The sequence below is a fragment of the Planifilum fimeticola genome (assembly GCF_003001905.1).
GTDB classification, from domain to species: Bacteria; Bacillota; Bacilli; order Thermoactinomycetales; family DSM-44946; genus Planifilum; species Planifilum fimeticola.
Map to the genome: position 1 here is coordinate 22,680 of NZ_PVNE01000022.1, position 24,752 is coordinate 47,431.

At 60.0% G+C, this 24,752-nt stretch carries 20 protein-coding genes and 12 tRNA genes; 2 read left to right on the forward strand and 30 right to left on the reverse strand.

Going from position 1 to position 24,752, the window contains the following annotated elements:
* Positions 1-87: 87 nt before the first annotated feature.
* The 3 genes from CLV97_RS12835 to CLV97_RS12845 all read right to left on the reverse strand — a co-directional run bounded on the left by CLV97_RS12835 (position 88) and on the right by CLV97_RS12845 (position 2,665).
* Positions 88-771, reverse strand: a complete 684-nt coding sequence (locus tag CLV97_RS12835; RefSeq protein WP_106345940.1) for a redox-sensing transcriptional repressor Rex — start codon at positions 769-771, stop codon at positions 88-90.
* 173 nt (positions 772-944) lie between these two features.
* The gene (locus tag CLV97_RS12840) at positions 945-1,943 is read right to left on the reverse strand and encodes a molybdopterin-binding protein (protein ID WP_106345941.1); all 999 of its coding nucleotides are present in this window, start codon (positions 1,941-1,943) and stop codon (positions 945-947) included.
* A gap of 149 nt (positions 1,944-2,092) precedes the next feature.
* Complete coding sequence (locus CLV97_RS12845; RefSeq protein WP_170070517.1) at positions 2,093-2,665, reverse strand: 5-formyltetrahydrofolate cyclo-ligase; 573 nt, start codon at positions 2,663-2,665, stop codon at positions 2,093-2,095.
* 282 nt (positions 2,666-2,947) lie between these two features.
* Here CLV97_RS12845 and CLV97_RS12850 point away from each other — a divergent pair, with 282 nt between their 5' ends.
* On the forward strand, positions 2,948-4,855 hold the full coding sequence (locus CLV97_RS12850; protein ID WP_106345943.1) for an ABC-F family ATP-binding cassette domain-containing protein: 1,908 nt from the start codon (positions 2,948-2,950) through the stop codon (positions 4,853-4,855).
* A 113-nt stretch (positions 4,856-4,968) separates the two neighbouring features.
* On the opposite strand, the gene CLV97_RS12855 is transcribed toward CLV97_RS12850, so the two are convergent.
* The 24 genes from CLV97_RS12855 to CLV97_RS12980 form a co-directional block, all read right to left on the reverse strand.
* The gene (locus CLV97_RS12855; protein ID WP_106345944.1) at positions 4,969-6,711 is read right to left on the reverse strand and encodes a hypothetical protein; all 1,743 of its coding nucleotides are present in this window, start codon (positions 6,709-6,711) and stop codon (positions 4,969-4,971) included.
* 232 nt (positions 6,712-6,943) lie between these two features.
* Positions 6,944-8,755, reverse strand: a complete 1,812-nt coding sequence (locus tag CLV97_RS12860) for a S9 family peptidase (protein ID WP_106345945.1) — start codon at positions 8,753-8,755, stop codon at positions 6,944-6,946.
* 60 nt (positions 8,756-8,815) lie between these two features.
* Positions 8,816-9,772: a 5-oxoprolinase subunit C family protein gene (locus CLV97_RS12865; RefSeq protein WP_106345967.1), complete on the reverse strand. Its 957-nt coding sequence runs from the start codon at positions 9,770-9,772 to the stop codon at positions 8,816-8,818.
* Between the two features lie 120 nt (positions 9,773-9,892).
* On the reverse strand, positions 9,893-10,675 hold the full coding sequence (locus tag CLV97_RS12870; protein WP_106345946.1) for a LamB/YcsF family protein: 783 nt from the start codon (positions 10,673-10,675) through the stop codon (positions 9,893-9,895).
* Positions 10,672-11,409, reverse strand: coding sequence for a 5-oxoprolinase subunit PxpB (gene pxpB / locus CLV97_RS12875; RefSeq protein WP_342749800.1), 738 nt, complete (start codon positions 11,407-11,409; stop codon positions 10,672-10,674). The genes CLV97_RS12870 and pxpB overlap by 4 nt, the downstream gene beginning before the upstream one ends.
* 1,118 nt (positions 11,410-12,527) lie before the next feature.
* Entirely contained in the window at positions 12,528-12,743 is a 216-nt protein-coding gene (locus CLV97_RS12890) for a hypothetical protein (RefSeq protein ID WP_146130492.1), read from the reverse strand.
* Positions 12,744-12,995: 252 nt separating this feature from the next.
* The gene (locus CLV97_RS18865; protein WP_106345969.1) at positions 12,996-13,823 is read right to left on the reverse strand and encodes a CAP domain-containing protein; all 828 of its coding nucleotides are present in this window, start codon (positions 13,821-13,823) and stop codon (positions 12,996-12,998) included.
* Between the two features lie 329 nt (positions 13,824-14,152).
* Positions 14,153-16,324: an alkaline phosphatase family protein gene (locus CLV97_RS12900; protein ID WP_106345950.1), complete on the reverse strand. Its 2,172-nt coding sequence runs from the start codon at positions 16,322-16,324 to the stop codon at positions 14,153-14,155.
* A 505-nt stretch (positions 16,325-16,829) separates the two neighbouring features.
* Complete coding sequence (tsaD, locus tag CLV97_RS12905; RefSeq protein ID WP_425440574.1) at positions 16,830-17,828, reverse strand: tRNA (adenosine(37)-N6)-threonylcarbamoyltransferase complex transferase subunit TsaD; 999 nt, start codon at positions 17,826-17,828, stop codon at positions 16,830-16,832.
* Positions 17,785-18,312 carry a ribosomal protein S18-alanine N-acetyltransferase gene (rimI, locus tag CLV97_RS12910; protein ID WP_106345952.1) on the reverse strand — a complete coding sequence of 176 codons (528 nt, stop codon included), beginning with the start codon at positions 18,310-18,312 and terminating at the stop codon, positions 17,785-17,787. The genes tsaD and rimI overlap by 44 nt, the downstream gene beginning before the upstream one ends.
* Positions 18,313-18,337: 25 nt before the next feature.
* On the reverse strand, positions 18,338-19,054 hold the full coding sequence (gene tsaB, locus CLV97_RS12915) for a tRNA (adenosine(37)-N6)-threonylcarbamoyltransferase complex dimerization subunit type 1 TsaB (protein ID WP_106345953.1): 717 nt from the start codon (positions 19,052-19,054) through the stop codon (positions 18,338-18,340).
* Positions 19,051-19,512, reverse strand: a complete 462-nt coding sequence (tsaE, locus tag CLV97_RS12920; protein WP_245891557.1) for a tRNA (adenosine(37)-N6)-threonylcarbamoyltransferase complex ATPase subunit type 1 TsaE — start codon at positions 19,510-19,512, stop codon at positions 19,051-19,053. The genes tsaB and tsaE overlap by 4 nt, the downstream gene beginning before the upstream one ends.
* A 139-nt stretch (positions 19,513-19,651) precedes the next feature.
* Positions 19,652-19,725, reverse strand: a tRNA-Gly gene (locus tag CLV97_RS12925).
* 20 nt (positions 19,726-19,745) lie between these two features.
* Positions 19,746-19,822 (reverse strand) — tRNA-Pro (locus tag CLV97_RS12930).
* Positions 19,823-19,884: 62 nt separating this feature from the next.
* Positions 19,885-19,971, reverse strand: a tRNA-Leu gene (locus tag CLV97_RS12935).
* A 14-nt stretch (positions 19,972-19,985) separates the two neighbouring features.
* A tRNA-Leu gene (locus tag CLV97_RS12940) sits at positions 19,986-20,069 on the reverse strand.
* A gap of 217 nt (positions 20,070-20,286) precedes the next feature.
* Positions 20,287-20,362, reverse strand: a tRNA-Lys gene (locus CLV97_RS12945).
* A gap of 5 nt (positions 20,363-20,367) precedes the next feature.
* Positions 20,368-20,442: transfer RNA gene (locus CLV97_RS12950), tRNA-Gln, on the reverse strand.
* 3 nt (positions 20,443-20,445) lie between these two features.
* Positions 20,446-20,521 (reverse strand) — tRNA-His (locus CLV97_RS12955).
* A gap of 11 nt (positions 20,522-20,532) precedes the next feature.
* Positions 20,533-20,609, reverse strand: a tRNA-Asp gene (locus CLV97_RS12960).
* A 33-nt stretch (positions 20,610-20,642) separates the two neighbouring features.
* Positions 20,643-20,718 (reverse strand) — tRNA-Val (locus CLV97_RS12965).
* Positions 20,719-20,721: 3 nt separating this feature from the next.
* Positions 20,722-20,797: transfer RNA gene (locus CLV97_RS12970), tRNA-Glu, on the reverse strand.
* Positions 20,798-20,812: 15 nt separating this feature from the next.
* Positions 20,813-20,906, reverse strand: a tRNA-Ser gene (locus CLV97_RS12975).
* Positions 20,907-20,910: 4 nt separating this feature from the next.
* Positions 20,911-20,985 (reverse strand) — tRNA-Asn (locus tag CLV97_RS12980).
* Between the two features lie 437 nt (positions 20,986-21,422).
* On the opposite strand from CLV97_RS12980, the gene CLV97_RS12985 reads away from it, so the two are divergent.
* Positions 21,423-21,782, forward strand: coding sequence for a DUF4870 domain-containing protein (locus tag CLV97_RS12985; RefSeq protein WP_245891558.1), 360 nt, complete (start codon positions 21,423-21,425; stop codon positions 21,780-21,782).
* 7 nt (positions 21,783-21,789) lie between these two features.
* Here the strand turns inward: CLV97_RS12985 and CLV97_RS12990 are convergent, their stop codons facing one another.
* The 3 genes from CLV97_RS12990 to CLV97_RS13000 are packed head-to-tail and all read right to left on the reverse strand — an operon-like array spanning position 21,790 to position 24,718.
* Positions 21,790-22,284: a MogA/MoaB family molybdenum cofactor biosynthesis protein gene (locus CLV97_RS12990; RefSeq protein WP_106345954.1), complete on the reverse strand. Its 495-nt coding sequence runs from the start codon at positions 22,282-22,284 to the stop codon at positions 21,790-21,792.
* Positions 22,285-22,286: 2 nt separating this feature from the next.
* A complete protein-coding gene (gene moaC, locus CLV97_RS12995) occupies positions 22,287-22,775 on the reverse strand; it encodes a cyclic pyranopterin monophosphate synthase MoaC (RefSeq protein WP_106345955.1) in 489 nt (162 codons plus the stop codon).
* Positions 22,775-24,718: a molybdopterin biosynthesis protein gene (locus CLV97_RS13000; RefSeq protein ID WP_106345956.1), complete on the reverse strand. Its 1,944-nt coding sequence runs from the start codon at positions 24,716-24,718 to the stop codon at positions 22,775-22,777. The genes moaC and CLV97_RS13000 overlap by 1 nt, the downstream gene beginning before the upstream one ends.
* Positions 24,719-24,752 lie beyond the last annotated feature (34 nt).

Here is a 24,752-nt window from a genome sequence, read left to right on the forward strand (position 1 = left end):
GCGGCACCCGCCGGGCGGGTGCCGCCATGAAAACAGGCCGGACGATCCGGTCCCGGCCGGAAAGTGATCCCTTCCGCAGAAGGGCGTCTAACTTTTATGCGCCTCGTCCATTTCCTTCGCGGTTTCCGCTTCCGTTTCCTCATCCGGAAACTTCTTCAGGAAATAGATCAGCGTCTGCAGCTCCGTGGTCAAGTCGATGTGGTGAATCCGGACCCTGGGCGGCACGTTCAACCGCGCCGGTGTGAAGTTGAGAATCCCCCGGATGCCCGCCTCGACGATCTGCTGGGCCGTCGCCTGAGCGACGCTGGCCGGCACGGTCAAAATGGCCACTTCCACGTTGTGCAATTCCGTCACTTCTTTGAAGCGGTCCATGGACAGGACCGGAATTCCGTCCACCTCGGTGCCGATTTTCGCCGGGTCGTTGTCAAAACCGGCGACGATCTTCGTATTGTGACTGCGGTAAAAGTTGTAGCGCAGCAGGGCCGTTCCCAGGTTGCCGACGCCCACCAACACCACGTTGGTCACTTCGTCCTGTCGCAGAAAATCGCGCAGGAACTGAAGCAGGTAATTGACATTATATCCATAACCTTTCTTGCCCAACTCGCCCAGATAGGAGAAGTCGCGGCGAATGGTGGCCGGATCGATCTGCAGGGCTTCGCTGAGCTGGGCGGAGGAAACGCGCTTTTTTCCGATCGCGTGCAATTTCTCCAGATACCGATAATACAACGGCAATCGTTTGGCGGTGACTTGAGGGATTTTTTGATCTTCCATCGCATGCCTCCATGTCGACGGTCCCTTCGACCGCTTGATTTTATATTCAAGATGTCCGCCAACCTCTAGCGCTTCATCGGTTGCGTTCGGATTGTCCTTCCATCTGTTATTCTCTTCACAAATTCATCTTACAATGAAATCCCAGTTTCCGACAAGTTGAGGACCCGGGCGGTTCAGCAGGAGTGGAGCAATCCGCCGTGCCCCTGGGTGACCACGTCTTCCCGGGTGATTTTTTCCCCGGCCAGAATGCGGGGAAGGAAATGGTCGAAGGAGGTGACGGGATCGTGGAGGACGCAACCCGGCAGCCCCAAAACGGGAATCCCCCGGTAGTAGGCGATCATCAGCATCGTGCCGGGCAGAATCGGCGTACCATAGGTGATGATCTCCGCTCCCAGGGAAGCGATCGCCCCCGGGGTCCGGTCATCGGGATCGACGGACATCCCGCTGGTCACCAGGACCATGTCCACCCCCTGATCCACGAAGGCCCGGATCTGATCCCGGATCATCTCCTTGTCGTCGGTGGCGAAGGTCTGCCCCACCACCGTCGACCCGTACTTCTCCACCTTTTCCCGGACGACCGGGCCGAAGCGGTCCCGGATCCGTCCGTGATACACCTCGCTCCCGGTGGTGACGATGCCGACCCGGTGCGGGCGAAAGGGAACCACCTCCACCACCGGCCGGTCCCGGCGGACGGCGATATCCTCCACCTCCCGGATGGACGCTTCCGGAAAAACCAGGGGGATTACCCGGGTCGCCGCGACGGTCTGCCCCTTTTCCACCGGTGTGTGGGTTCGGAGCGTCGACAGCGCCACCTGCTCCACCCGGTTGATGGCCGTCACCGCCTCCACGTCGATCCGGAGCAAACCCCGCACCTGCGCGACCAGGTTCACTTTCCCCTCCTTCGGCTCTGTCCGGCCGAGATGGGGGCCGGCGGCCGCCCGGGCAATCCGTTCCGCCGCCTCGTCCTCGTGCAGCTCTCCCTCGGCCAGTTCCAACACGTATACATGCTCCTTGCCGATCCGGAGCAGCTCCTCGATATCCTCCCGGCGGATCCGATGCCCTTTGCGGAACAGGGGACCCTTGTATTTCCCCGGATCGATCACCGTCAAATCGTGCGCCAGCACCAATCCCACCGCTTCACCGACGGGCACTTCCTTCAACCGGCTTTTCATCTCCGTTCCTCCCCCCGCGTTTCTATCTTCGGATCATCCGATTTATTCCCCCAAAAATCCGCCGAAAAAACGGAAACCGCTGAAGGGGTGTGCCGCGGGGACCGGAAGCCCCGGCAGCCAAAGCCGGCGATCTTTTGGAGAGACTTCCGCTAGAATGAGAGGGTCTTGGACGGCGTGATCAACCCGTCCAACCGCTGATCGTGCTCTTCCGGGCAGACGGTCGGCACCACCTGAAAGGAATAGGCCACCCCGATCCGCTTGAATGGCCCCGGATGACGGGAGAAAAAGCGATCGTAATATCCTCCGCCGTATCCGAGCCGGTATCCCCGCTCATCGAAGGCGACGCCGGGAACCACCACCAGGTCGATCGCCCCGGGAGGAATTTTCGCCGACGCTTTTCCGGACGGTTCCGGTATGCCGTAGGATCCCGAAACCAACGGTTCCCCCCTGCGGAGCGAGAAGAAGGAGAGGGATTTGGTCGCGGGATCCGCCTTGGGGAGAACCACCCGCTTCCCCGCCGACCAGGCCTCCTCCATCGCCGGCCGGACATCCACTTCCTTCCGGAAGGGAAAGTAAAACAGGATCGTCTCCCCTTCTTTAAAGACGGGGTGACGGACCAGCCGCTCACAGACGGCCAGGGATTCCCGGCGCACCTGTTCCGGGGAGAGGGATTCCCTCAGGTCCAGCATGCGCCGGCGAAGCATGCGCTTTTGTTCCGACATGATCAATATCCGCCCTTTTGCCGAATTGCCCGTCATCTGCTAAGATTAAGGGATAGGTGACGCAAAACGGTAATATTTGGTCGAGGTGGCATCTCCTATGCTGAGGATCGGTGTGCCAACCGCTCTTCACCTTTGAACGGCAGTTTTTTATTTACAATTGTACACCATTGACCGGTGCCGAGAAAATCTCCCCTTTGAACAAACCGTGACGCCTGCTCGGCCGCCGGGATCCCTTCCGGGACCGGCGCACCGCCGAAGAAGCCATATTGGAGGAATATGCCCATGATCCTGTTGCAAGTCAACCAAGTATCCAAATCCTACGGTGCCAACCCCGTATTGGAAGAGGCCACCCTGCGGGTGGCGGAAAAGGAACGAGTCGGATTGATCGGCGTCAACGGTGCGGGGAAAACCACCTTGCTGAAAATCATCACTTCGCAAATCACACCCGATCGCGGGGAGGTGTTCATCGCCAAAAACGCCCGGATCGGTTACCTGGCCCAGGACAGCGGCCTCGATTCGGGGCGAACCGTCTGGGAAGAAGCCCTGACGGTGTTTACGTCCCTCCGGGAGATGGAAAGCCGGCTGCGCCGGATGGAACGGGAGATGGGAGACCAGGCATTGATGGCCGATGAGGAGCGGTACCAGCAGGTGCTGGAGCGCTATGCCTCCCTGCAGGAAGCCTACGAACGGGAGGGTGGGTTCCAATACGAGGCGCGCATTCGGGGAGCCCTGCACGGCCTCGGCCTCTCCGGCATCGATTGGCACCGAACCCCCGTGTCCGATCTCAGCGGCGGACAGAAAACCCGGCTGGCCCTGGCCAAGCTGCTGCTTCAGGAACCCGATCTGCTGATTCTGGACGAGCCGACCAACTATCTGGACATGGATGCCCTCGCCTGGCTGGAGCAGACCCTCGCGTCCTATCCCGGCGCTCTGCTGGTGGTCTCCCACGACCGCTATTTCCTGGACCGTTTCGTGGAAACCATTTACGAAGTCGACCGGAAGCGCGTCACCCGCTATCCGGGCAACTACACCGACTTCGTCCGGCAAAAGGCCGAATGGGTCGCCCGTCAGGAAAAAAAGTACGAGGAGCAGCAGGCGGAAATTCGCCGGATGGAGGAGTTTATTCGCCGCAACATCGCCCGGGCGTCCACCACCAAGCGGGCCCAGAGCCGGAGAAAAGCCCTGGAGCGAATGACGCTCGTGGAGCGCCCCCCCAAAGAGGGTCCCCCCGCGGCCATCCGTTTTGACGTCGCCTCCACCAGCGGAAAGGAGGTGTTGGAGGCCAAGGAGCTGACGATCGGATACGATCCGTCCTCCCCTCTGGCCTCCGGCCTCTCCTTCCGGATTGAAAGGGGGGAACGGATCGCCCTGATCGGCCCCAACGGCACCGGCAAATCCACCCTTCTGAAGACCGTCGCCGGCCTACTCCCGCCCTTGTCCGGCCGGATCCGCTTCGGAACGGGGGTGGATCTCGATTACTACGATCAGGAACAACAGGCCTTCGACCCGGAAGCGACCGTCCTGGAAGAAGTGTGGAACGACTTCCCCTCCCTGGACCGGACCGCGGTTCGCTCCGCCCTCGGCCAGTTTCTGTTCAGCGGTGACGATGTGTTCAAAAAAGTGTCCGAACTGAGCGGCGGCGAAAAGGCCCGTCTCTCCCTGTGCAAACGCATGTTGCGCCGGGCCAATCTGCTCCTGATGGATGAGCCCACCAACCACCTGGACATGCGGAGCAAGGAACGGTTGGAAAAAGCGCTCGCCGAATACCCGGGAACGCTCCTCTTCGTCTCCCACGACCGCTATTTCATCAACCAACTGGCCACCCGGGTATGGGAACTGTCGCCGGAGGGAATCCGTTCGTATTCCGGCAACTACGACGCATATCTGGAACAGAAAAAATCCCTCGAAGAACAGCAGGCTTCCCCGAAGGGGGAAACCATCGCCCCCCGGCGTCGGAAGGACTCGTCAAAGGACCGGAGCAGAGAAGAGCGTCTCAGAAGGGAGGAAGCCGCCCGGCTCGAAGCGGAGATCCAAACGTTGGAGAAAAAGATACAGGAAATCCAGGAAACGATGTGCCTGCCGGAGGTGCTCCGGGATTCCGAAAGGGTCCGGGAACTGAAGGACCAGCTGGATGAGCACGAGGAAATGTTGGCGAAAAAGACGGAACGCTGGGTCGAGTTGGCCGAATGAACGGAACAAAACAGGTGATATGTTCTTGCCGCGAAAAAGGGGGTGCACCGGACAAACTTTGCCCGGCGCACCCCCCGATGATTTTTGCCGTCCTTCGGCCGGTTCAACCCCTCCTAACGGGGTACGGGATAGGAATCGACGATCCGGCCCGAACTCGAGGGAATCAGCTCCATCCGGTCGTCGCCGGCAACAATCACTTGTTGAAGTTCAAAGGGCCTGTCATCATAAACCCACACATGACTGCGGCTTCCCTGCATCACGGAGATCCGGAGTCCCCCGGACGCGTTGGAGAGGACGACCGTCGACTCCCTCCCGGGCTCCCAATCCCATCCGACGCGGGAGGAAGCGATCTCTCCCTCATCATTTTCGTATAGGCGCAGGTAGCCATCCCTGCCCCAGACCAACAACAAATTCGACTCCCCGGAGGAAAGGACCAGTTGCACCGGATCGGACGCATCCCCTTCGGGACGAAGGAACCGGAAGGAATAGGGGGCCTTATTGACCCGCACCCGTGAGGAGCGGCCCATTTTCCACCGGTCCCCCTGAATCAGCGCGCTGCCCTGGGACAACTGCCATGAGCTTTTCTTCTCCCTTTCGCCGTAAGCGATCACCTCGGACCGGAGGAGTTTCGTTCCCTCCCCTCCCTGAAAGTGGATCTGAAAATTGTGTTCCGCCGGAGTGTTTCCCACGGCCACCCAGCGGCGGGTGTCATCCTTTTTCCAGATGGAGTAGCGGATCGGTTTATCGGGAATATAGGTGATTTCGAAGTTGTAAACACTTCCCTCCTCAACCGAGAGCATCCCTTCGGAGTCGACCAGCGAATACCATATGTCGGGGCTGGACATCAACACCAACAGACGCCCCTCGTCGACGGAAAAACCGTACGAATTGCGGTATTCCCGGTTTGTCAACATCACCGAAAAGGGCTGGCCTTTCCGCGGGATGAAGGACCCGCGGATGAGGGAAGCGCCTTGAATTTTCTCCGGCCACACATACTCCTGTCTCCTGTCATCGAAGGAGATGCCCGCCCTCTGCATATCATCCGGCTGCTCCTTTGCCTGCGATTCCGAGAGGGTCCATATCCCGTAGATCCCCCCGGCCAACAGCGCGAGGGAGATGGCGGCCGCCAGCAGCCCCTTTTTCCATCGCATCAGCGGATTTGCGGGCGTCCGCTTCGGGGGCGGCTCCTGCTCCCGCTTCATGCGGAGAATCTCCTCTTGAACCCGCTTCAAAATTTCTTTGCGCGAATGTTTGGGGTTCAGACTGTCCGCCACCAACGCCCGAAGCGGTTCGGGGATCCGCTCATGAACGACGGCCTTATCGGGTCCTTCCCCCTTTTTCGGAAACCCGCCCGTCAACAAAAAGAAGAGGAGTTCACGCCATTTTTCTTCCGGCGGTTCCGTATACCCTTTGATCCAGAGAAAGAGAAAATAAGGCTCGCCGTTCTCCAGGCAGACGTTGCGCGGATCACAGGTGCTTGCAAGGGGCAGGGATTGCTCCTCCAACTCCTCCAGGGTGGACAGCAGCTTCCGGCAGACTTCCAGGGCGAGCAACGGTTTCATCGGCGCTTTCTCGCTGACCACGGTGGACAGCGGGTCCCCGCGCAGGGGCGGGTGAATCAGTTTTACCCGTTGTTTCTCATAGATGACATCCAGGATGGATGACACGTGGCGAAGATCCACCTTGAGGGCGGAAGCGGCTCGGGGCGGGAGCGGTTTCCGCAGGGGGATCTCCTGAACATACACCACGGTTCCATCCCCCGTCTCGGCCTGAAAAAGCTGATTCGAGCCGAACCGGAACACGTCCTTCACCTGAAACCGCCGATCTCCGGCCGAAAACCCGTGAGTTTCCTTCACATGACCCCCTCTTTTCCGTTTTGTGCTGCGATGTTGAAATGGTAAAAATATGAAATTACTTGAAAATACAGACTATATAAGGCCTGTAAGAGAAAAAGACCCTCCTTTCAATTATACAAGAAAATCTTAACCTTAAACAGAATCCATGGAATCCACTTCCGTTTCATTCGACATCCCGCAAAAAGCCGACGCCTACAGGCGCCGGCGAAACATATTTCCTCTGAAAAACAGCTTACACCGTCTTCCCGCTTCCGCTCTCCCTGTGCCGTTCCAAAAACTCGAGGATGCGGCGATACACCCGGATCTCGTTCTCCTTCTTCGAAAACCCGTGTCCTTCGTCCTCCAACACAAGGTATTCCACGTCAACTCCCCTGTTCCGCAGGGCGGCGACGATTTGATCCGACTCCGCCCTCACCACCCGGGGATCGTTGGCACCCTGGATGATGAGCATCGGCTTTTTCATGTTTTCCAGGTACGTGATCGGGGAATCCTCAATCAGTTTTTCCCTGTCTTCCACCGGATCCCCGACCACCTGCTTCATGGACGGCTTCCAGAAATCGGGGACCGAATCGATAAAGGTAAACAGATTCCCGGGTCCGAAAAGATCGACGGCGGCGCGCATGTATTCAGGGTGACGTCCGGCCAGAAGCAGGGTCATATATCCGCCGTAGCTGCCGCCGACGACAAACAGCTTATCCCTCTCCGCGATCCCCTGCCGAAAGAGCCACTCCATCCCCGCCACACAGTCTCGGAGGGGGCCTCCCCCCCAATCCCTTTCCACCAGCTTGCAGAAGCGCTTGCCGTATCCGGTGCTGCCGCGAAAGTTGGGGGCGAAAATCGTATAGCCCCGGGCGAGGAGAAATTGGAACAGCGCCCGGAACCGCTTGCGCTCCGCCCACTGGGGACCGCCGTGGGGCCAAAAGATCGCGTGCCCGTTGGCCGTCTCCGGCTTCGCCCGAAAGAGGAGCGCCTCGATCTCCTGTCCGTCAAAGGAAGGATAGGTGACCACTTCGGGCTCCACCATGGCCTCCCTGGAAACGCCCATCACCCGGTTGTCCGTTAGCGCTTCCCAGTCGCCGCCCGGCCGCTTCCGGAAGAGGTTCGGGGGCATGGTCGCACCGCGCCCGAGCAGGTAAAGGGTTCCGCTTTCGGCGACGTGCAGCTGATCCACGATATCCACCGGCAACGGAACGGAATCGAGGGTTTGGTCATCGACGCGGAAGGCATACAACTTGTCCGATACCCCTTTGACGGTGGAAACGTACAGCGTGCGGCTCGGAGCGTGCCACTTCAGATGCGCGGCCGCTTCCTTTTCAAAGGTGACCACGGGGGCGAACTCCCTTTTTTCAAGATCAAAGCCGGCCACGTATGCGTACTCTTCGTCGTAGTCGGTGACAAAATACAAATGGTTCTCACTGGTATAGACGGCGCTGGATACAGTGTGCGCCTTTTCGGGATCCGGCGTGAGGGGGATCGCCTCGTCCCCCTTCTTGGCAAAACCGCGCTGGTGCGTATTGCTGAGCCACTGGACCCAGGCAAAACCGGTCTCCTCCGGACTGACGGCAAGCAAATGTACCGAGGCCTCACTGCCGACCAGCAGGACTTCGCTTTTCCCTTCCACCAGATCATGGCGGCAAATATTCAGAAAGGTGGGATTGCCCCGGCTCGTGTTGTAGTAGATGCGCTCCCCGTCCTCCGACAGATGGGTGACATAAAACTTCTCCTTCGCCTGCGGCTTCAGCAGAGGAAGGGGATCCCCGCCATCCGGCGGCAGCGCGTAGACGTGAAAGTTTTCGTCCCCGTCCCGGTCAAACCCGGCAATGATGAAGCGCCCTTTCGGATCGATCCAGACATATCCGGCGTCCTGGTCCACCGATGTCAAAGGATAGGGAAACATCCGGGGCAGGTCCATGGCCCACAAATTGAATTTTCCTCCCAGATTGCCGGCGAAGACGAGCTGGTTTTCGTCCTTGCTGACGGCGAAAAGCGTGATGTCGAAGGTCCGAAAAAACTGCTCCGCGGTCGGCTTGGGAAACGAAAGCATGAGGCATCTCCTCCCTTTTTCGAAAATCGGGGGGCGGGCCGTCCGTCGCCCCCGCTCTTCTCACCCGTTCCTTCCCGCCGCTTCCAACCTCTGCAGAAAATATTCCTGCCGGATGGCCAACTCCTGGGCGGCCTTGATGCCGATCTCCCGAAAGGAAACGAGACCGCCAGGAGGAAATTGGGCCATTTTCGGCAGGTCCACGGAGATCACCGCGGCGATCTTGGCGTACCCTCCCGTCGTCTGACGATCCGCCATCAGGACGATCGGCTGGCCGTCCGCCGGTACCTGGACGGCCCCCATGGAGACGGCGTCCGAAAGGATGTCGGCCGACTCCCGGTGTTCGATTTCCGGTCCCCGAAGGCGGATTCCCATTCGGTCGGACTGGGGCGTCACCTGATATTTACTCCCGAGGAAGGTCCGGATCCCCTTTGGCGTAAAGGCGTCTTCCTGGGGGCCGAGGATGACCCGAACCTCATCCTCCTTGTTCCATCGGGGAATCTGATCGGCGGAAAGGCTTCGGCCCGAGCGGTGGAGAACAGCACCTCCGTCTCCCCGCTCCAAGATGTCCCCCCGGCGGAGAGGACTGCCCCGCATGCCTCCGATTCCCGCCCGGACGTAGGTGGATTTGCTCCCCATCACATCTTCTGCGCAAAGTCCGCCGGCCACCGCCAGATAGGCCCGCACTCCGCTCGACGCACCCCGGAAGCGAAGAACGCTGCCCCGCTCCAGCACAAAGCTTTTCCACAGGGGGGCGGGAACGCCGTCCACCGTCGGACCCAGATCGGCACCGCACAGGGCGATGACGATATCATCCAATGCCTTCAGTTCGGGACCCGTCATCGTCATCTCCAATCCCGCCTCCCCTCTCCGGTTGCCCACAAGGCAGTTGGCCACCTGCAGGGAAAAGGCGTCCATCGCCCCCGCCACCACCATGCCGGTGTGCTGGAATCCGGTTCGTCCCAAATCTTGCACTGTGGTCAACAGTCCCGGTTGCAACACTTCCAACGCAGGTTTCATCGTTTCCGATCCAATCCTTTCATGGGAAAAAGGGGTGGAATTCGGTTCGGTCGAATGCCGGCAAAGGGAAGCCGCGGCACCCTCCCGCCGGGCCATCCGGTTCATCCGTCCATGCGCGGGTCAGGACGAACCGAGCCACTCCCCGACCTTCCGGATCTCGACGCCCTCCGACTGCAACGCCTCCCGGAGTCGACGGGCAAAGGCCAGGGCCTGGGGCTCGTCCCCGTGCACGCAGATGGTGTCGGCGCGGATGGAAATCTCCGTCCCATCCACGGCGGTGACCTTTTTCTCCTTTACCATGCGAAGAACCCGTCTCACCGCCTCCTCCGGATCGCGGACCATCGCCCGGGGATCGGTGCGGGGAGTCAGCGTGCCGTCCGGTTGGTACGTCCGATCGGCAAACACCTCTTCAGCCACCGTCAGCCCCGCGGCTCTCCCCGCCTCGACCAGGAGGCTTCCCGCGAGGCCGAACAAAATCAGACCGGAATCGACGGCGGCCACCGCTTCGGCAATGGCGGAAGCGATCCGCCGGTCCCGACAAGCCATGTTGTACAAGGCGCCGTGGGGCTTCACATGTTGCAGCCGCTTTCCGCAGGTGCGGGCGAAGGCGGCGAGGGCTCCCACCTGATACACCGTCATGTTGTAAACGTCCTTCGGATCCAGTTCCATCCGCCGGCGACCAAAGCCCAAAAGGTCCGGCAGGCCGGGATGGGCTCCCAGTCCGACTCCCTTTTCCGCGGCCGCCTTTACGGTACGCCCCATCACGTTGTGGTCTCCGGCGTGATAACCGCAGGCGATGTTGGCGGACGTGACAAAACGGAGAACCTCCTCATCCCGGCCGAGGGTGTAGGCGCCAAAGCTCTCTCCCAAATCCGAATTCAAGTCCACCATCCAAGGGCTCATGCCTCTTCTCCTCCCGTGTATTCCCGAATTTCCAGCGTATACGTCCCCCGGCGCACCCGTTCTTCGATCTCCCGGTATTCCTCCTCACCCACCGGCTCAAAGCGGAGCCGATCCCCCATCCGGAGCAGAATCGGCTCCTCCCGGCAGGGATCATAGAGCCGTACGGGGGTCCGTCCGATCAACCGCCAGCCTCCCGGCGTCTCCAAGGGATACACGCCGGTCTGATTCCCGGCGATCCCCACCGATCCCGCCGGAATGCGGGAGCGCGGCCGTTCCAGCCGAGGCGCGGCGATTTCCCGCGACATCCCGCCCAAATAGGGGAATCCCGGGACAAAGCCCATCATGTAAACGAGGTAATCGCGTCCGCTGTGCAGGCGGATCACCTCCTCCGGCGACAGTCCGTTATGTTCCGCCACGAAGGACAGATCCGGCCCCCACTCCCCGCCGTAAACCGTCGGCAGCACGACCAGCCTCGCAGGGGGAAGATGAACCCGGTCCAGATCGGCCGCCAGGTCCGCCAGTCGCTTTGCCAGCTCCTCATACCGAATCACGTGGGGTTGATAAAAAACGGTGACGGATCCGTATGTGGGCACCCACTCGACAACGCCGGGAGGGGCATTCTTTTCCAGATGGTGACAAAAACCGCGCACCCGGCGGTGAACATCCGGATGAATCACATCTCCCAGGCGCACTGTCACCGCCGCATCCCCCAGCGGTTTCACGGACAGGATCACCGCACTCCCTCCCTTCCGAAAATGGCCATGGCGGCAGCACGCCGGACAGACCGCCCGTCCGGGGCGGAAAATCCCTGCGACAGCCGGGCGTCGCCCCGCACGGCGATGCTGACGCGGCAACATGTTTTTCCTTCTACTCTTTCTTCTTGATTCCTTTTCAACATCCAGCGATTTGCGAACGGATATGTAGAATACAACGCAAATGGCACCCTCTCCCGCCGGACGACTTCCCCGGCTCACCGGCCAACCTTGAACCAAAGGTTACAAACGGAGCAGTTGCATGCATCCAGTCGACGAATTCATCGGCGCGCTTTTCCGCAATTCAACCGGAAAAGGGATCGGACGTTTCATTTCTCATTCTCCTTCTCCCTACGGAATCCTTTCTCAAGGAAAGAGAATCCATGCAAAAGGACCCGAATTCCTCCCGTTCACGGCACCGGGACGCCGTGGCGGACGATGTTCGATCGGACGAAGATGAAAGGCAGAAGGACGGACGCTACCGAAGACGGACGGGCAGAACGAAAAACCCGCGGACTCTTCCGTCGGTTTTCCGGCCTCCGACGGTGGACGGTCCTCCTCTGCGCGGCACGGAAATCTTTCCACGCCGCGCCGTGACCAGCCGCTCCCCCAGGACGGGAAGAGCATCGGCGATGCGGCGCCTGATCCCCGGCTATCCGACTCGAAAGTTGCGGCAGACGGCCATGCGCATCCGGATGATTTCTATCCCGCTGCATCCGGCGCTAACATGAAGGCGATGCCATCCGCAGCCTCTTTGAAGCCCCGTTTATTGGGCAGAGAATCCATGCTGACTTCCCGGCCAACAACATACCATCTCCTTAATTAATAGAGGGATGCGACGCTCTCCATGTGAATTTATTCACATATACGGCGGTTGATCGAACGCCCACATCCCTGACACGGAGGTCAAGAGTCCTAAAAAAAAAAGCCGTTCCCCACATCGCGCCGCGCGAATCGATCCTTTCGCCGGCGAAATGTATGGAAACGGCCTTCACCAAAAGGGAGGATTGCCTGACGGACGGACCCCGTTGCTGGCGGCAGCAGAAAAAGGGTGCGATGACACGGCAGGGGAATAAGCTTTCTTTTGCGTTTCCGGCGCATCACGATGCCTTCCGCCCGGCGCTCTCCCCTTCCTCCGTCAACTCCCTCTGTTCATCCGCCGTGTATCGGGGTGCGTAACCCGTTCCGCATCGGGCGCAAACCAGATACGGCACCTTCAGCGGGTAACCGTCATCGCAGCAATGATAATACTCTTCGCGGAACTCCACCCGGATCTTCTCGTTGCAGCAGGGAGAAAGCATCGGGATCTCCTCCATATTGTTATTCTCATCACATATTCAAACCGACCGACGTTTGCCCAATGCTCAATATACCAATTGCTACAAGGTTCTTTATCTACATGATAAGGGAATCGGGATAAAGTATAATGTGATATCATTCACAAATAGCTCCTCGTTCACAGAAATTCCATATCTTTTCAGTCCGCGTCCCCTTGAGCGCGCGTGAAAAAATCCCCGCCTCCAAACAAAAAACCCGCGGGAAGTTTTCCCGCGGGCGAGGGCTCCGCATCATTTGCTGATGAATTGTTGGGTCCAATAATGTCCGTACGGGCCTCCCTTGGCGTAACCCACCCCGATGTGGGTGAACTGGGAACTCAAAATGTTGGCGCGGTGGCCGCTGCTGTTCATCCAACCCTTGACCGCAGCCTCCGGCGTCGGATAGCCGGCGGCGATATTTTCACCCGCGGCCCGGTATTGGATGCCGAACTTTCTCATCATGTCAAAGGGAGAGCCGTAGGTGGGAGAATCGTGGGAGAAATACCCGTTGTCCCGCATGTCCTCCGACTTGACGCGGGCCACCTTGGACAATTCGACATCCACCTTCAGAGGCGCCAGCCCCCGTTGGGACCGTTCCTGGTTGACCAGTTCAACCACTTTCCTTTCGAAGGACGAGAGGGCGTTTACAGAAGCGTCCGCCTTGGAAGCGGAGGGTTGCGGCTGACTCTTTTGGTCCGCCACCGCCACTGACGGTTTTTCTTGCCCGGAGGGTCGGGCATCCGACTTCCCGTCCCCGGATCTCTCCTGCTCCGGCTTGTTGCTTTCATCCTTCTTGCGGGTGTCCTTCGCCTTCTCCTTCAGCGGCTTTTCGCCGCTTTTATCCGGTTTCTCCTGTTTCAGTACAATGTCATCGCCGTCACCGAAAACCTCCTCCGAATCCGCGGAACCCGGTAGGGCGGCCGGATCATCGGAAGCTTCCGCGGTTTCGGTCGGTTGCGAAGGTTTATCCTTTTCGAAGAAAACACCCGCCGCCTGGGCGTACAACACCCCCGAGAAAAGGAACAAAACCAATACGATCAACCCGTAATAAACGGGGAATCTTCTCCGCTTTCGTCTCATCCTCCTGGGAGGCAGGGGTCCGTTGACCATGGGATTCAAACAGGAACTCCTCCTTCCATGGGGTTTGACATCCATAAGAAGTAATGGATCGTCCTTTTTCACTATGAAAAACGGTATCAGTCGTTAGTTAAGATTCACAGAACGGAGAATTTCCTATAAATACCGTTTAATTGTCGCCGGAAACGCCCGTTACAGCGCCCCTTTGAGGAAGGTTCGAAATTTGGACGCGAGCCCGATCCGAAAAAAAGCGCCGACGGTCGATTTGGCCTTCGCGCCCATCGACCCGACGGCGCTTCTAGGCAGTGGGCCGGCTCGGCACCCGTCCCGGATCACCCCTCTTCCGCTTCCTTTGCTGCGGGCCATTCCCGGAAAGCGATGATCAAGAAAGGGACGACGGCGTAGATGATGGCCGTCGCAGAGGAAACCAGCCCCGAATCGTTCAGGGCCAGGGCGGCGAGAGCTCCGACGCCGATGGAAGCGAACCCGTTGTACAGCTTCGGATAGTGTTCCTTCATCCACTTAAGCCCCCGGAACGGGCGGTAAGAGATGAGGGTGAGGACGAACAGGGAGGTGAGCAGCACTTTCCCCCAGGAAGAGACGCGCAGCAGACGGAGGTTTACCTCCAGCTTGCGCATGATGATATGGGCGATCTCATCCACATCCCCCGCAAGCAGGTAAGAAAGGGCCCGGCCGATATGGGACGGCTGGTCGTCAAACAGCAGATTTATTCCGACCAGCAGCCCCCCGCCCAGGACGAGGAAAAGCAGGGCGAGCCAGTACCACCTCTCTTTCCGATTCCGGCGGAAGAAGCGGTAGTAGGCTGTGCCGAAGCCCACCGCAGCCGACAGGGCTCCACCGGCATTGGTCCCCCAAAAGGGAGCCGCAAAAAAGAAGACCAACGCCAAAAAGAAAATCGCTACCGGCAGCCGCCCGTCGTTCTGCCGACGCTCCAGCCAAGCGGCGCAGGTCAGGATGGACGAGCCGAGAACCACTCCCATATACTCGTTCCCGATTCCGTAGTAGCGGGCACCCTTGATGGGATCGTAACCGAGAAAGGATGTTTGAATCAGCTCCCCTCCGAGGATCCCGTCGAGGGCGACCGGGACGCAGCCCAAAAGCCCCAACACCAACAATAGGGGCACAATGGGCAGCCGCCGCAACACCCACGTGAAGAGCAGAGCGAGAATCCCCGCCGTCAGCAGAAACCCCCAGGTGTACGGGATCATCGCCCCGGAAATCAAAAGGAGCAGAAAGGGGAGAACGAGCATGGCGATCAGCAGCCCCTGAACGGCTCCCCAAAAACGGTGCCATCTGCGCCAAAGGATCACGAGGCTGCTGAGCAAGACGGCGATCTGGAACACGATAAAGGCGGAAATGACCGAAGCGCGCATTCCGTAAATCGTGTGGACGCGCTCCATCTCCCGGAAAAAATCTTCGATGGATCCGGGGACTACCTGCATCGGCCGCCCCAACATCCGATCCGGGAGCGGAATGTCAAAGGCGTCGAGCACGGTGGGAGCCAGATCCACGTTGCTCACGAGGCCCTCCCGCCGGGTGGTGGGAGAGTAGAGGAGGCCGCGCCCGCCATCGGGTCGGTACCAAATCAGGGGCGCCAGCACTTCTTTTCCTCCGGGATCGGCGGACGATCCGGGGGAAACCAACACCAGGTGGCGATCCGGCGTCAACAGCCCCAGCACTTGACCCAGAAATCGATCCATCTCCCTCAGCACTTCCAGCCGAACCGCTTGATAACGGTCCGTCTCCATCTCCCCGGATATGCGGTCCAACCGGTAGAGGTCCCCCAATTCGACGACGACCAGGGAGGGGTCCTTCCATCGCTTCAGGCAATCGAGCAAATAGGAATAATTCGTCTTCACCCCGAAAGGGCGGCGGGGATCGGCGAGCAGCGTTTCCCTTCCGATGCTTCCCAGGGGGGTGATCCCCCGGGCGTCCATGGACAGGAAGGGAGCCCAGCGCACGGGCACCTCCCCTTCATCCAGGTTGCCGAGCACCGCCGCCGTCCGCCCCGCCTGACGCAGCGCTTGCCCCAAGGCACCGGGAGACATTCGATAATCTCCCGTCTCGTTCTCCCGTATGTAACGGTATACCGCCGGATAAATCACCGCCTTTTCCGGCGGTTTCAGCCCCGTGCGCAACGCGTAGCGGTCCCCTGCCGACTCCTCGCCGATCCGTTCCCCCGGATGGTAAAACGTCGCATCCGTCGGTGCGGTGATCCGCGTTCCCGCCCCCATCGTGGCGTAAATGTGGGCATCCCACTCCTTCTTGCCGGTTTTGAGATTCATCCCGGCGACGGCGCCGCGCTCCAACAGATTCCGGAAATGGGGGAGAGACTCCTCCCGCAGGTCGGACAAAGTGAGCCCGTTGACGATAATCATCCAGATCTGGCGGGGCGATGAATCGACATCCTCCGCCCGAACCGCGCCACAGGGAATCAACCAGATGAATTGCATCACCGCCGCAATCAGCCAAATGATCCGCACACCGCATTCCTCGCTTCACAACATGCCCGATCCGGTTTGCACAGGCAGACCGTCCGATCATCCATCGCGGGCCAGGCATTGATCGGACACTACCTAGAATGCCCTTCCCCCCGGTCTCTATCCGTCGCGAAATCCACAACGGCATCCACAGGGTTATCAACATTTTTGTCCACAGGAAGCAGGGACTGTGGAAAAAGGGCATCCAAATTATCCACAAACCGGGGGAAGATGGGGATGGAGTTCCGAAAAAGGCGCCGCTGCGCCTTCAATTATCCACGAAAATATCCACATCATTGTCCACAATATCCACACACCCTGCGAAAGGTGCATAAAAAAAATCCACCTTTCGGTGGATTCAGGGCCGGACGAAGAAAAAAGCATTTGGATAGAAGCGATTTCCTTCCCCATGCCGGCAGGGGGCCGCCGATCGAAAATCCCCTCCCGGCTATGGAGGTTGCATACGGCCCACGCGTTCCGATCAGCACGAATTTCCCTGGCATCGACCCTACGCCAGCGCCAGATTGGCCACGGCGTTCAGATCCAAACCGGCGGTTTGCCCGTCCCACAGGCGATATGTTCCGGCCGCCGCGATCATCGCCGCATTGTCCGTGCACAGTTCGGGGGGCGGGACCCGCAATCGGATTCCCTCCTCGGCGCACCGCTTCGTCAAGGCTTCCCTCAGGCCGCTGTTGGCGGAAACGCCTCCGGCCAAAACCAGCTCGGACACCCCCGTCTTCTTGACGGCAGCGATCGCTTTTTCCGTGAGCACCTCCACGACGGACTCCTGAAAGCTGGCGGCCACATCGGCGGGGTTCACCTTTTCTTCCTGCCGGATTACGGTGCCCACGGCCGTCTTCAATCCGCTGAAGCTGAAGTCCAGGGAGTCCCGATCCAACCATGCCCGAGGCAGGGGGTATACCGGTTTTCCTTCCCGGGCCAACCGATCGATGTGCGGACCCCCGGGATAAGGAAGGCCGAGAAGCCGGGCCACCTTGTCGTAAGCCTCGCCGGCGGCGTCGTCCCGGGTTTTCCCCAGGCGCTCAAACCGGTTGTGGGCGGGCATGTAAATCAACTCGGTGTGACCCCCGGAAACGACCAGCGATACCAACGGGAAGCGGAGGGGTTCCACCAGCTGGTTGGCGTAGATATGGCCTGCGATGTGATGAACGGCCACCAGCGGGATGCCCGCGGCGAAGGAGAGGGCTTTCGCCGCGGAGACGCCGATCAAAAGGGCCCCCACCAGTCCCGGCCCCTGGGTGACGGCGACGGCGGACAAATCCTTTAGCCGCACCCCGGCCCGGTCCAAGGCCTCCTGCAGGATCGCCGTGATCCGTTCCACATGGCGTCGGGAGGCCACCTCGGGAACAACTCCCCCGAACCGGCGGTGAAGGTCCATCTGGGAGGAGATCACATTGGACAAAAGCTCTTTGCCATCGGCCACCACTGCCGCCGACGTCTCGTCACAGCTGGTTTCGATTCCGAGAACCAGGCAGTTCCCCTTCATCGGATGTTTGCTGTTTTTCTCCGTCGTTTCCATGCAACGTCACCCACATGATGATGGCATCTTCCTGATTGTCGGTATAATAGCGGGGGCGAATTCCGGAAGGCTCAAACCCCATTTTCTTGTACAATCGCTGGGCAATCGTATTGGAAACCCTCACTTCCAGGGTCATTTTTCCCGCTCCCCATTCCTTGGCGCGGCGCATCACATAGGAGAGGAGAGCTTCACCCAGCCCCCTGCCCCGGAAATCGGGATGGATGGCGATGTTGGTGATGTGGGCCTCGTCCAGGAGAAGCCATAAGCCGCAATACCCGACCACGCGGCCGTCCACCTGAACCACGGAATACCGGGCGAAACGATTGTGGATCAGTTCGTTGTAAAAAGCCTGGCGCGGCCACGGCGTGGGAAACGATGCCCGTTCCACCTCCATGATCACCGGCAGGTCGGACAATTTCATCGGCCGGAACTCGACATGCGGTCGATCCATCGGGATTCACCCCGTTTTCCTTTCACTACGTACTTTTCCCGTTTCCCCGACGGGACAACCATTTCGCCTCCGCCTCGGCGAGCTGCAGGTAGTTGGGGGTGAAATCCGTCCCTTCCCCCTGTTCCTCCCTTCTCCAGCGGGCCAGGGCAAGGCGGCCGAGGCAAGAGGCGCGGGGAATGTTTTCCGGGGGGAATCCGAAAGAGGCATTCTCCCCGAGGGCCCTCTCGATCCGTTCCCGAAAGCGGCCCACGTCATCCCCCAAAAACAGCACCGGCCCCTCTTCCTTCAGTTCCTCCAGCCACTCATCGATGGGAGTAACCCGCTCCTTCTTTACGGAGCGCATTTCTCCGGCTTCGCTCCCTTGAAACAGGCCGGTATAGACCCGATCCCGACGGGCGTCGAACAGGGGAGCGATCTTTCCGTCAAAGCGCAGTCCGTTCATCGCCAGGACGGCCAGGCTGGAAATGCCGATCAGGGGAAGGTTGCGGCTCCAGGCCATGGTTTTAGCCGTCGTCACACCGATTCGCACTCCGGTGTAGGAACCGGGACCGGAGGCGACGGCGATGAGATCCAGATCGGAGAGGGAAAGCCGCAGTTCCTCCAGCAGACGGGCCACCGTGGGCATCAGCCGGACGGAATGATCCTTGCGCAGGTTGGTGGTCACTTCGCCTAGGACCCGATCATCATCCAGAAGGGAAACCCCCATCACCAAAGTGGAGGTGTCGATGGCCAAGATCTTCATTCCCGCCTCAACTCCCTGCATAGCCTGTGCACCCGCTCCACGGCCGGGGCAAAGGTGATCAAGCGCTCATCGGCCTCCCCGACGGTGATGGTGATGCGCACGGCGTGATCCGGAAGCAACTCTTCGATCCGACCGGCCCACTCCACCAGCGTAACGCCGTCCCCGAAAAAAAACTCGTCCCACCCCAGATCCTCATCGGAGGATTCCAGGCGATACACATCCATGTGATAAAAGGGAAGACGGCCGTGGTACTCTTTGATGATGGTGAAGGTGGGGCTGTCCACCGCCTCTTCCACGCCCAATCCCCTGGCGATCCCTTGGGCGAAGGTGGTTTTGCCGGCCCCAAGGTCCCCCTCGAGGGCCAAAACATCCCCGGGCTCAAGCAGTTCAGCCAGGCGAATCCCCAGCAGCCGCGTCTCTTCTTCATTTTTCGTGACGATGCGGCACGCCTCCTGCACAGACCATCACCCGCCCTGAAAACGGTCGATTCCAAACCCCGTGAGGGGATTCGTTTTATAGGTTGTTTCTGCCTTCGTTCGCTACCATTTTTCCCTATAGAAAAGAATAAGACCGCAGCCGAACGCTGCGATCCATCTTTGGAGCGGGTGATGGGAATCGAACCCACGCATCCGGCTTGGAAGGCCGGTGTTCTACCACTGAACTACACCCGCGCGGTCAAATGTGAGGAAAGTGGTCGGGGTGACAGGATTTGAACCTGCGACCTCCTCGTCCCGAACGAGGCGCTCTACCAAGCTGAGCCACACCCCGAAACCTTCCGATGGATGAGGCCATCGGCCCCGACCCCGCCGGCACGGGGCCGCAAGAAAAGCTGGTGCGGTCGGCGAGACTCGAACTCGCACGGCCTGAAGGCCACTACCCCCTCAAGATAGCGTGTCTGCCAATTCCACCACGACCGCATAAACTTCGATTTTGGTGCGGGTGGAGGGACTCGAACCCCCACGCCAGAGGCGCTAGATCCTAAGTCTAGTGCGTCTGCCAATTCCGCCACACCCGCACAGGTTAAAAGCGCTCTGTCGCCAGCACGGGTGCGTCTCATTGCCGACGGAGATTATCATATCACGGTTAAGGAGCGGTTGTCAAGGGATCCGGAGAGGATTTTCTTTCCGAAATCCCCGGATTTCCCGCAGGCTCACCCTCATCAAAAGGCCGCGCGAGGAGCGCCCCCTCGGGAACTCCTCGCGCCGAACCGACAAGGATGAGTCCTGTCTTCCTGGTGAGCCATCCAGGACTCGAACCTGGGACACCCTGATTAAAAGTCAGGTGCTCTGCCAACTGAGCTAATGGCTCGCATCTGGCTGGGGAGGTAGGATTCGAACCTACGCATCACGGAGTCAAAGTCCGTTGCCTTACCCCTTGGCTACTCCCCAACGTGGGGCGACCAGTGGGAATCGAACCCACGAATGCCGGAGCCACAATCCGGTGCGTTAACCACTTCGCCATGGCCGCCACAAAAGGAATGGCGGAGCTGACGGGATTCGAACCCGCGATCTCCTGCGTGACAGGCAGGCATGTTAGGCCTCTACACCACAGCTCCGCGTTTCGGAGAGGAAGCTCCTCTCCATAAAAATGGTGGACGGTGACGGGCTCGAACCGCCGACCCCCTGCGCGTGAAGCAGGTGCTCTCCCAGCTGAGCTAACCGTCCACGTGGTGACCCGTAGGGGATTCGAACCCCTGCATGCCAGCGTGAAAGGCTGGTGTGTTAACCACTTCACCAACGGGCCATGATCTCGACATTCTGGCGGAGAGAGCGGGATTCGAACCCGCGCGGGGCCAGTTTGACCCCCTAACGGTTTAGCAAACCGTCCTCTTCAGCCGCTTGAGTATCTCTCCCCATTGGCTCCTCCGGCAGGACTCGAACCTGCAACCTACCGGTTAACAGCCGGGCGCTCTACCATTGAGCTACGGAGGAATGTCATTGGAGCGACGTTAATAATTATATAAGATTTGCATCCGGTTTGCAAGGGTTTTTTCTGACCGAAGACACCTTATGATAACGATTTGATCGCTGCACAAGGCGTCGACGCTTTAATAAGTTAACACATCCTTCCCCACTCGTCAAGAGGAAAATGCAGGCGTGGGACAAAATCTTTTCAACCATCAAACGGACAGGGGAAATTATTGTCATCCCAGGCGCACCCATCCCTTTTCCGTTTCCGGAACAATGGCGGGAAACCTCCTTTTTTGCTTCCCTGGAAACCGCAAACCCTGAGACAGTGAACCTTTCACGGAGAAGAGCTGACCGTTTTCAAGGGATGGAATCTTGTGGTAAGCTGAAAGCGGTGTTTCCTTGCGGAATCGCCCGCAGAACCCCCATCCAAAAAATGATGCGGTTACGGAGGGATGGTTGTGGAGGAACAAAAGAAACCCGCGGATTCAGACGCCATGCGCTCCTCGACGGGTCTTGAGGTGAATATTGCCGGTCTTCTCTGTTATTTGATCCCTTTTCTATCCGGACTTCTACTCCTGATCCTCGAAAAAAACAGCCGGTTTGTCAAGTTCCACGCCATGCAGTCCGTTCTCACCTTTGGCACCCTGTTTGCCGCCTATTACATTGCAGATCTAATCCCTCTCATCGACGGATTGATCCGGTTTCTCATCCAGGTATTGGGGTTTGTCCTGTGGATTCTGCTGATGGTGAAAGCCTACGGGAAAGAATGGTACCGTCTCCCGGTCGTGGGCGAGATGGCGGAAAAGCACATTCAATAATCCTCTCTCACCGGGCCTCCCCGTGATCTCCGGTCAGTTCCTTCATCAGCTCCAAGGCGTGGGGAATCACGTCGATCACCGCTCCGAGGCACTCCCTGACGCCTTTGGGGCTCCCCGGAAGGTTGATGATCAGCGTGGTGCCCCGGGTCCCCGCCAGGGACCGCGACAACATGGCAAACCGGGTTTTTTCCAGGGTGGTGATCCGCATCGCCTCGGCGATTCCGGGAATCTCCCGCTGGATCACCGCCCGGGTCGCTTCCGGGGTCACGTCGTAGGGTCCCACCCCGGTCCCTCCCGTTGTCAGGACAAGGTCCAGCTTTTCCACATCGGCGAAGCGGACCAGGGTCTCGCGAATCCGGTCCAGGTCGTCGGGCAGCACTTCGTGGCACACCACCTGCCCGTCGATCCGGGCCACCATTTCCCGGATGACGGCTCCGCTCTCATCCTTCCGCTCCCCTCGCGCTCCCTTTGTGCTGGCCGTCAAGATGCCGACGCGCCACATGATCACTTCTCCTCCCTGCGAACAAAATCCCCGCTCTTGCCGCCCGTTTTGGAAAGGAGACAGGTATCCGACACCACCATCTCCCGGTCGATCGCCTTGCACATGTCGTAAACGGTGAGGGCGGCGACGCTCACGGCGGTCAAGGCCTCCATCTCAACCCCGGTGACGTTGTCGGTCTTCACCTCCGCCTCCACCACCAACACTTCGTCCCCTTCCTCGTAGAAGCGGATATCGGCACTTTTCAGGGGAACGGGATGGCACATGGGGATCAGGTCCGCCGTCTTCTTGGCCGCCATGATTCCGGCCACCTGGGCCACCGCCAGGACATCCCCCTTGCTCACCCTTCCCTGCCGGATCCGCTCCATCGTCTCCCGCTTCATGCGGATGCGGGAGCGGGCCACCGCCGTCCGGCGGGTGACCGGTTTCCCGGAGACGTCCACCATCCGGGCGCGCCCCTGCTCGTTGATGTGGCTCAGCTTCTCCACGTTCATCAGCTCCGTTTTCCCGACCGCCCTTTCCGGAAGCGGTCCGTATTGTATGCCCGTCCATTCGCCGGCCCGACGAAATCGCCCCGCTCCAGGGATGCCGCCGCAGCCCGGAAAGCGTCGGACCGAACCGTATCCATCAACATTTTCCCGGCCTCGCTCTCCGCCACCTCCAAGGGGATCACCAGGTCAAAGGGCTCCTTCCTCAGGGGAAGAAATTCGAGGCCGAACCTCCGCGCCACCGCCAGCGTCCCCATTCCGACGTCCGCCGAACCATCCTCCACCGCGGCCGCCACCCTCCAGGGGGAGGACACCTCCCGTTCATATCCGTCGACGGTGGAGGGATCGATTCCTTTCTCCTGCAGGAGCCGGTCCAAAAAAAGGCGCGTCCCCGAACCCTCCTGCCGGTTGACGAGCCGAACCCCGGACCCGGACAAATCCTCCGGTCCGGAAAAGCCCGTGGGATTGCCCTTCGCGACAAGCCATCCGAAGGGGCGAACGGCGAGGCGGAGGAGGAAAACCTCCTTATCCGGAATAAACCGTCTGACCCAACGCCGGTGTTCTCCGCCGTCCCCCTCATCCCCCAGGTGGATCGCCGCCATGTGACACCCTCCCCTCCCGAGGGAGCGAAGGCCACGGATGCTGCCGATGCCGGCCACCGACAGGCTGAAGGGGGATCGATCCTCGCGGAGCAAGTTCACCAGGAGGTCCAGTGCCGGATCGTGACCGCCGGCCACCCACAGGGTGCGGTCAATTTGCTCCTTCGGCCTCAGCAGCTCCGCCTCCATCTCCTCCCCCGCCTTAATAGGCCCGTGACGGGAAGGAATCCGCAGCAGGCCGTCGGCCCTGGCCAGGGACATGGTGGAGCCCGCCCCCCGGGGAAGCGGTCGGGCCACATACCGGCCGCCGATCCGGCCGATGCTCACCCGGACGAAGTGCTCCCGCCCTTCCTTGCTCTTGACGTCCTCCTCCAGCCGTACCTGAAGGCGCGGCCGCGGAGACGCCTTCACCCCGAACCAGTAATCGATCAAGGGGCGAACAAACCATTCCAGGGCCAGGTATGCCGCAACGGGATAGCCCGGAAGCCCGATCACCGGTTTGTTCCTCACTTTGCCCAGCAGGACGGGACTGCCGGGACTGGTCGCCACGCCGTGCAGGATCACCTCTCCCAGGTCCTGGACGACGTCGCGGGTGTAGTCTTCCGAACCGACCGACGAGCCCGCGTTGACCACCACCCAATCGCAGGTTTCGACAGCGTCGAGGATCGCCCTTCGGAGCAGCTCCGGATCATCCCCCACAATCCCGCGGTAATCCGGGTCCGCTCCCCATTCCTCCAGGTAAGACGAAAAAACCGTTCCGTTGAATTCAATGATCTCGCCCCGCTCCAGCGCTTTCCCCGGAGGAACCAATTCCGATCCGGTGGGAAGGATGGCCACCCGCGGCTTGGCAACCACCGGCACCTCCGTCACGCCGCCGGCAAGCAGCACCCCCAGGTCCACCGGCCGGATATGATGATGGGCCGGCAGGATCATCTCGCCTCGCACCACGTCTTCTCCCACGGACCGGACATGTTTCCAGGGAACGGCCGGTTCCCGGATTTCCACCGTCCGCTCGTCGATCCGCCGAACCCGCTCAATCATGATCACCGCGTCCGTCCCCTTCGGAAGGGGATCCCCGGTGTTGACGGGATGGTAATCCACCCCTTCCGTCAACCGCAAGGGACGATCGGGGCAAGCGGTCCGGGTCCGCTCCGCCCGCACGGCAATTCCGTCCATCGCCGACGCGGGGAAAGAAGGCATCGACTGACGGGCATACACCGGCTCCGCCGTCACCCGGTCCCGGGCCTTCGGAACCGGAATCCGTTCCGTTTCCGGAGAGAAGCGAAATGAAAGCATCAGCCTCTCCTGGGCCGCGGCAAGGGACATGTTTCCGACGGCTCTCTTTCGCAAGGAATCGTCCACCTCTTTCCGCCGCCTGCTCTTG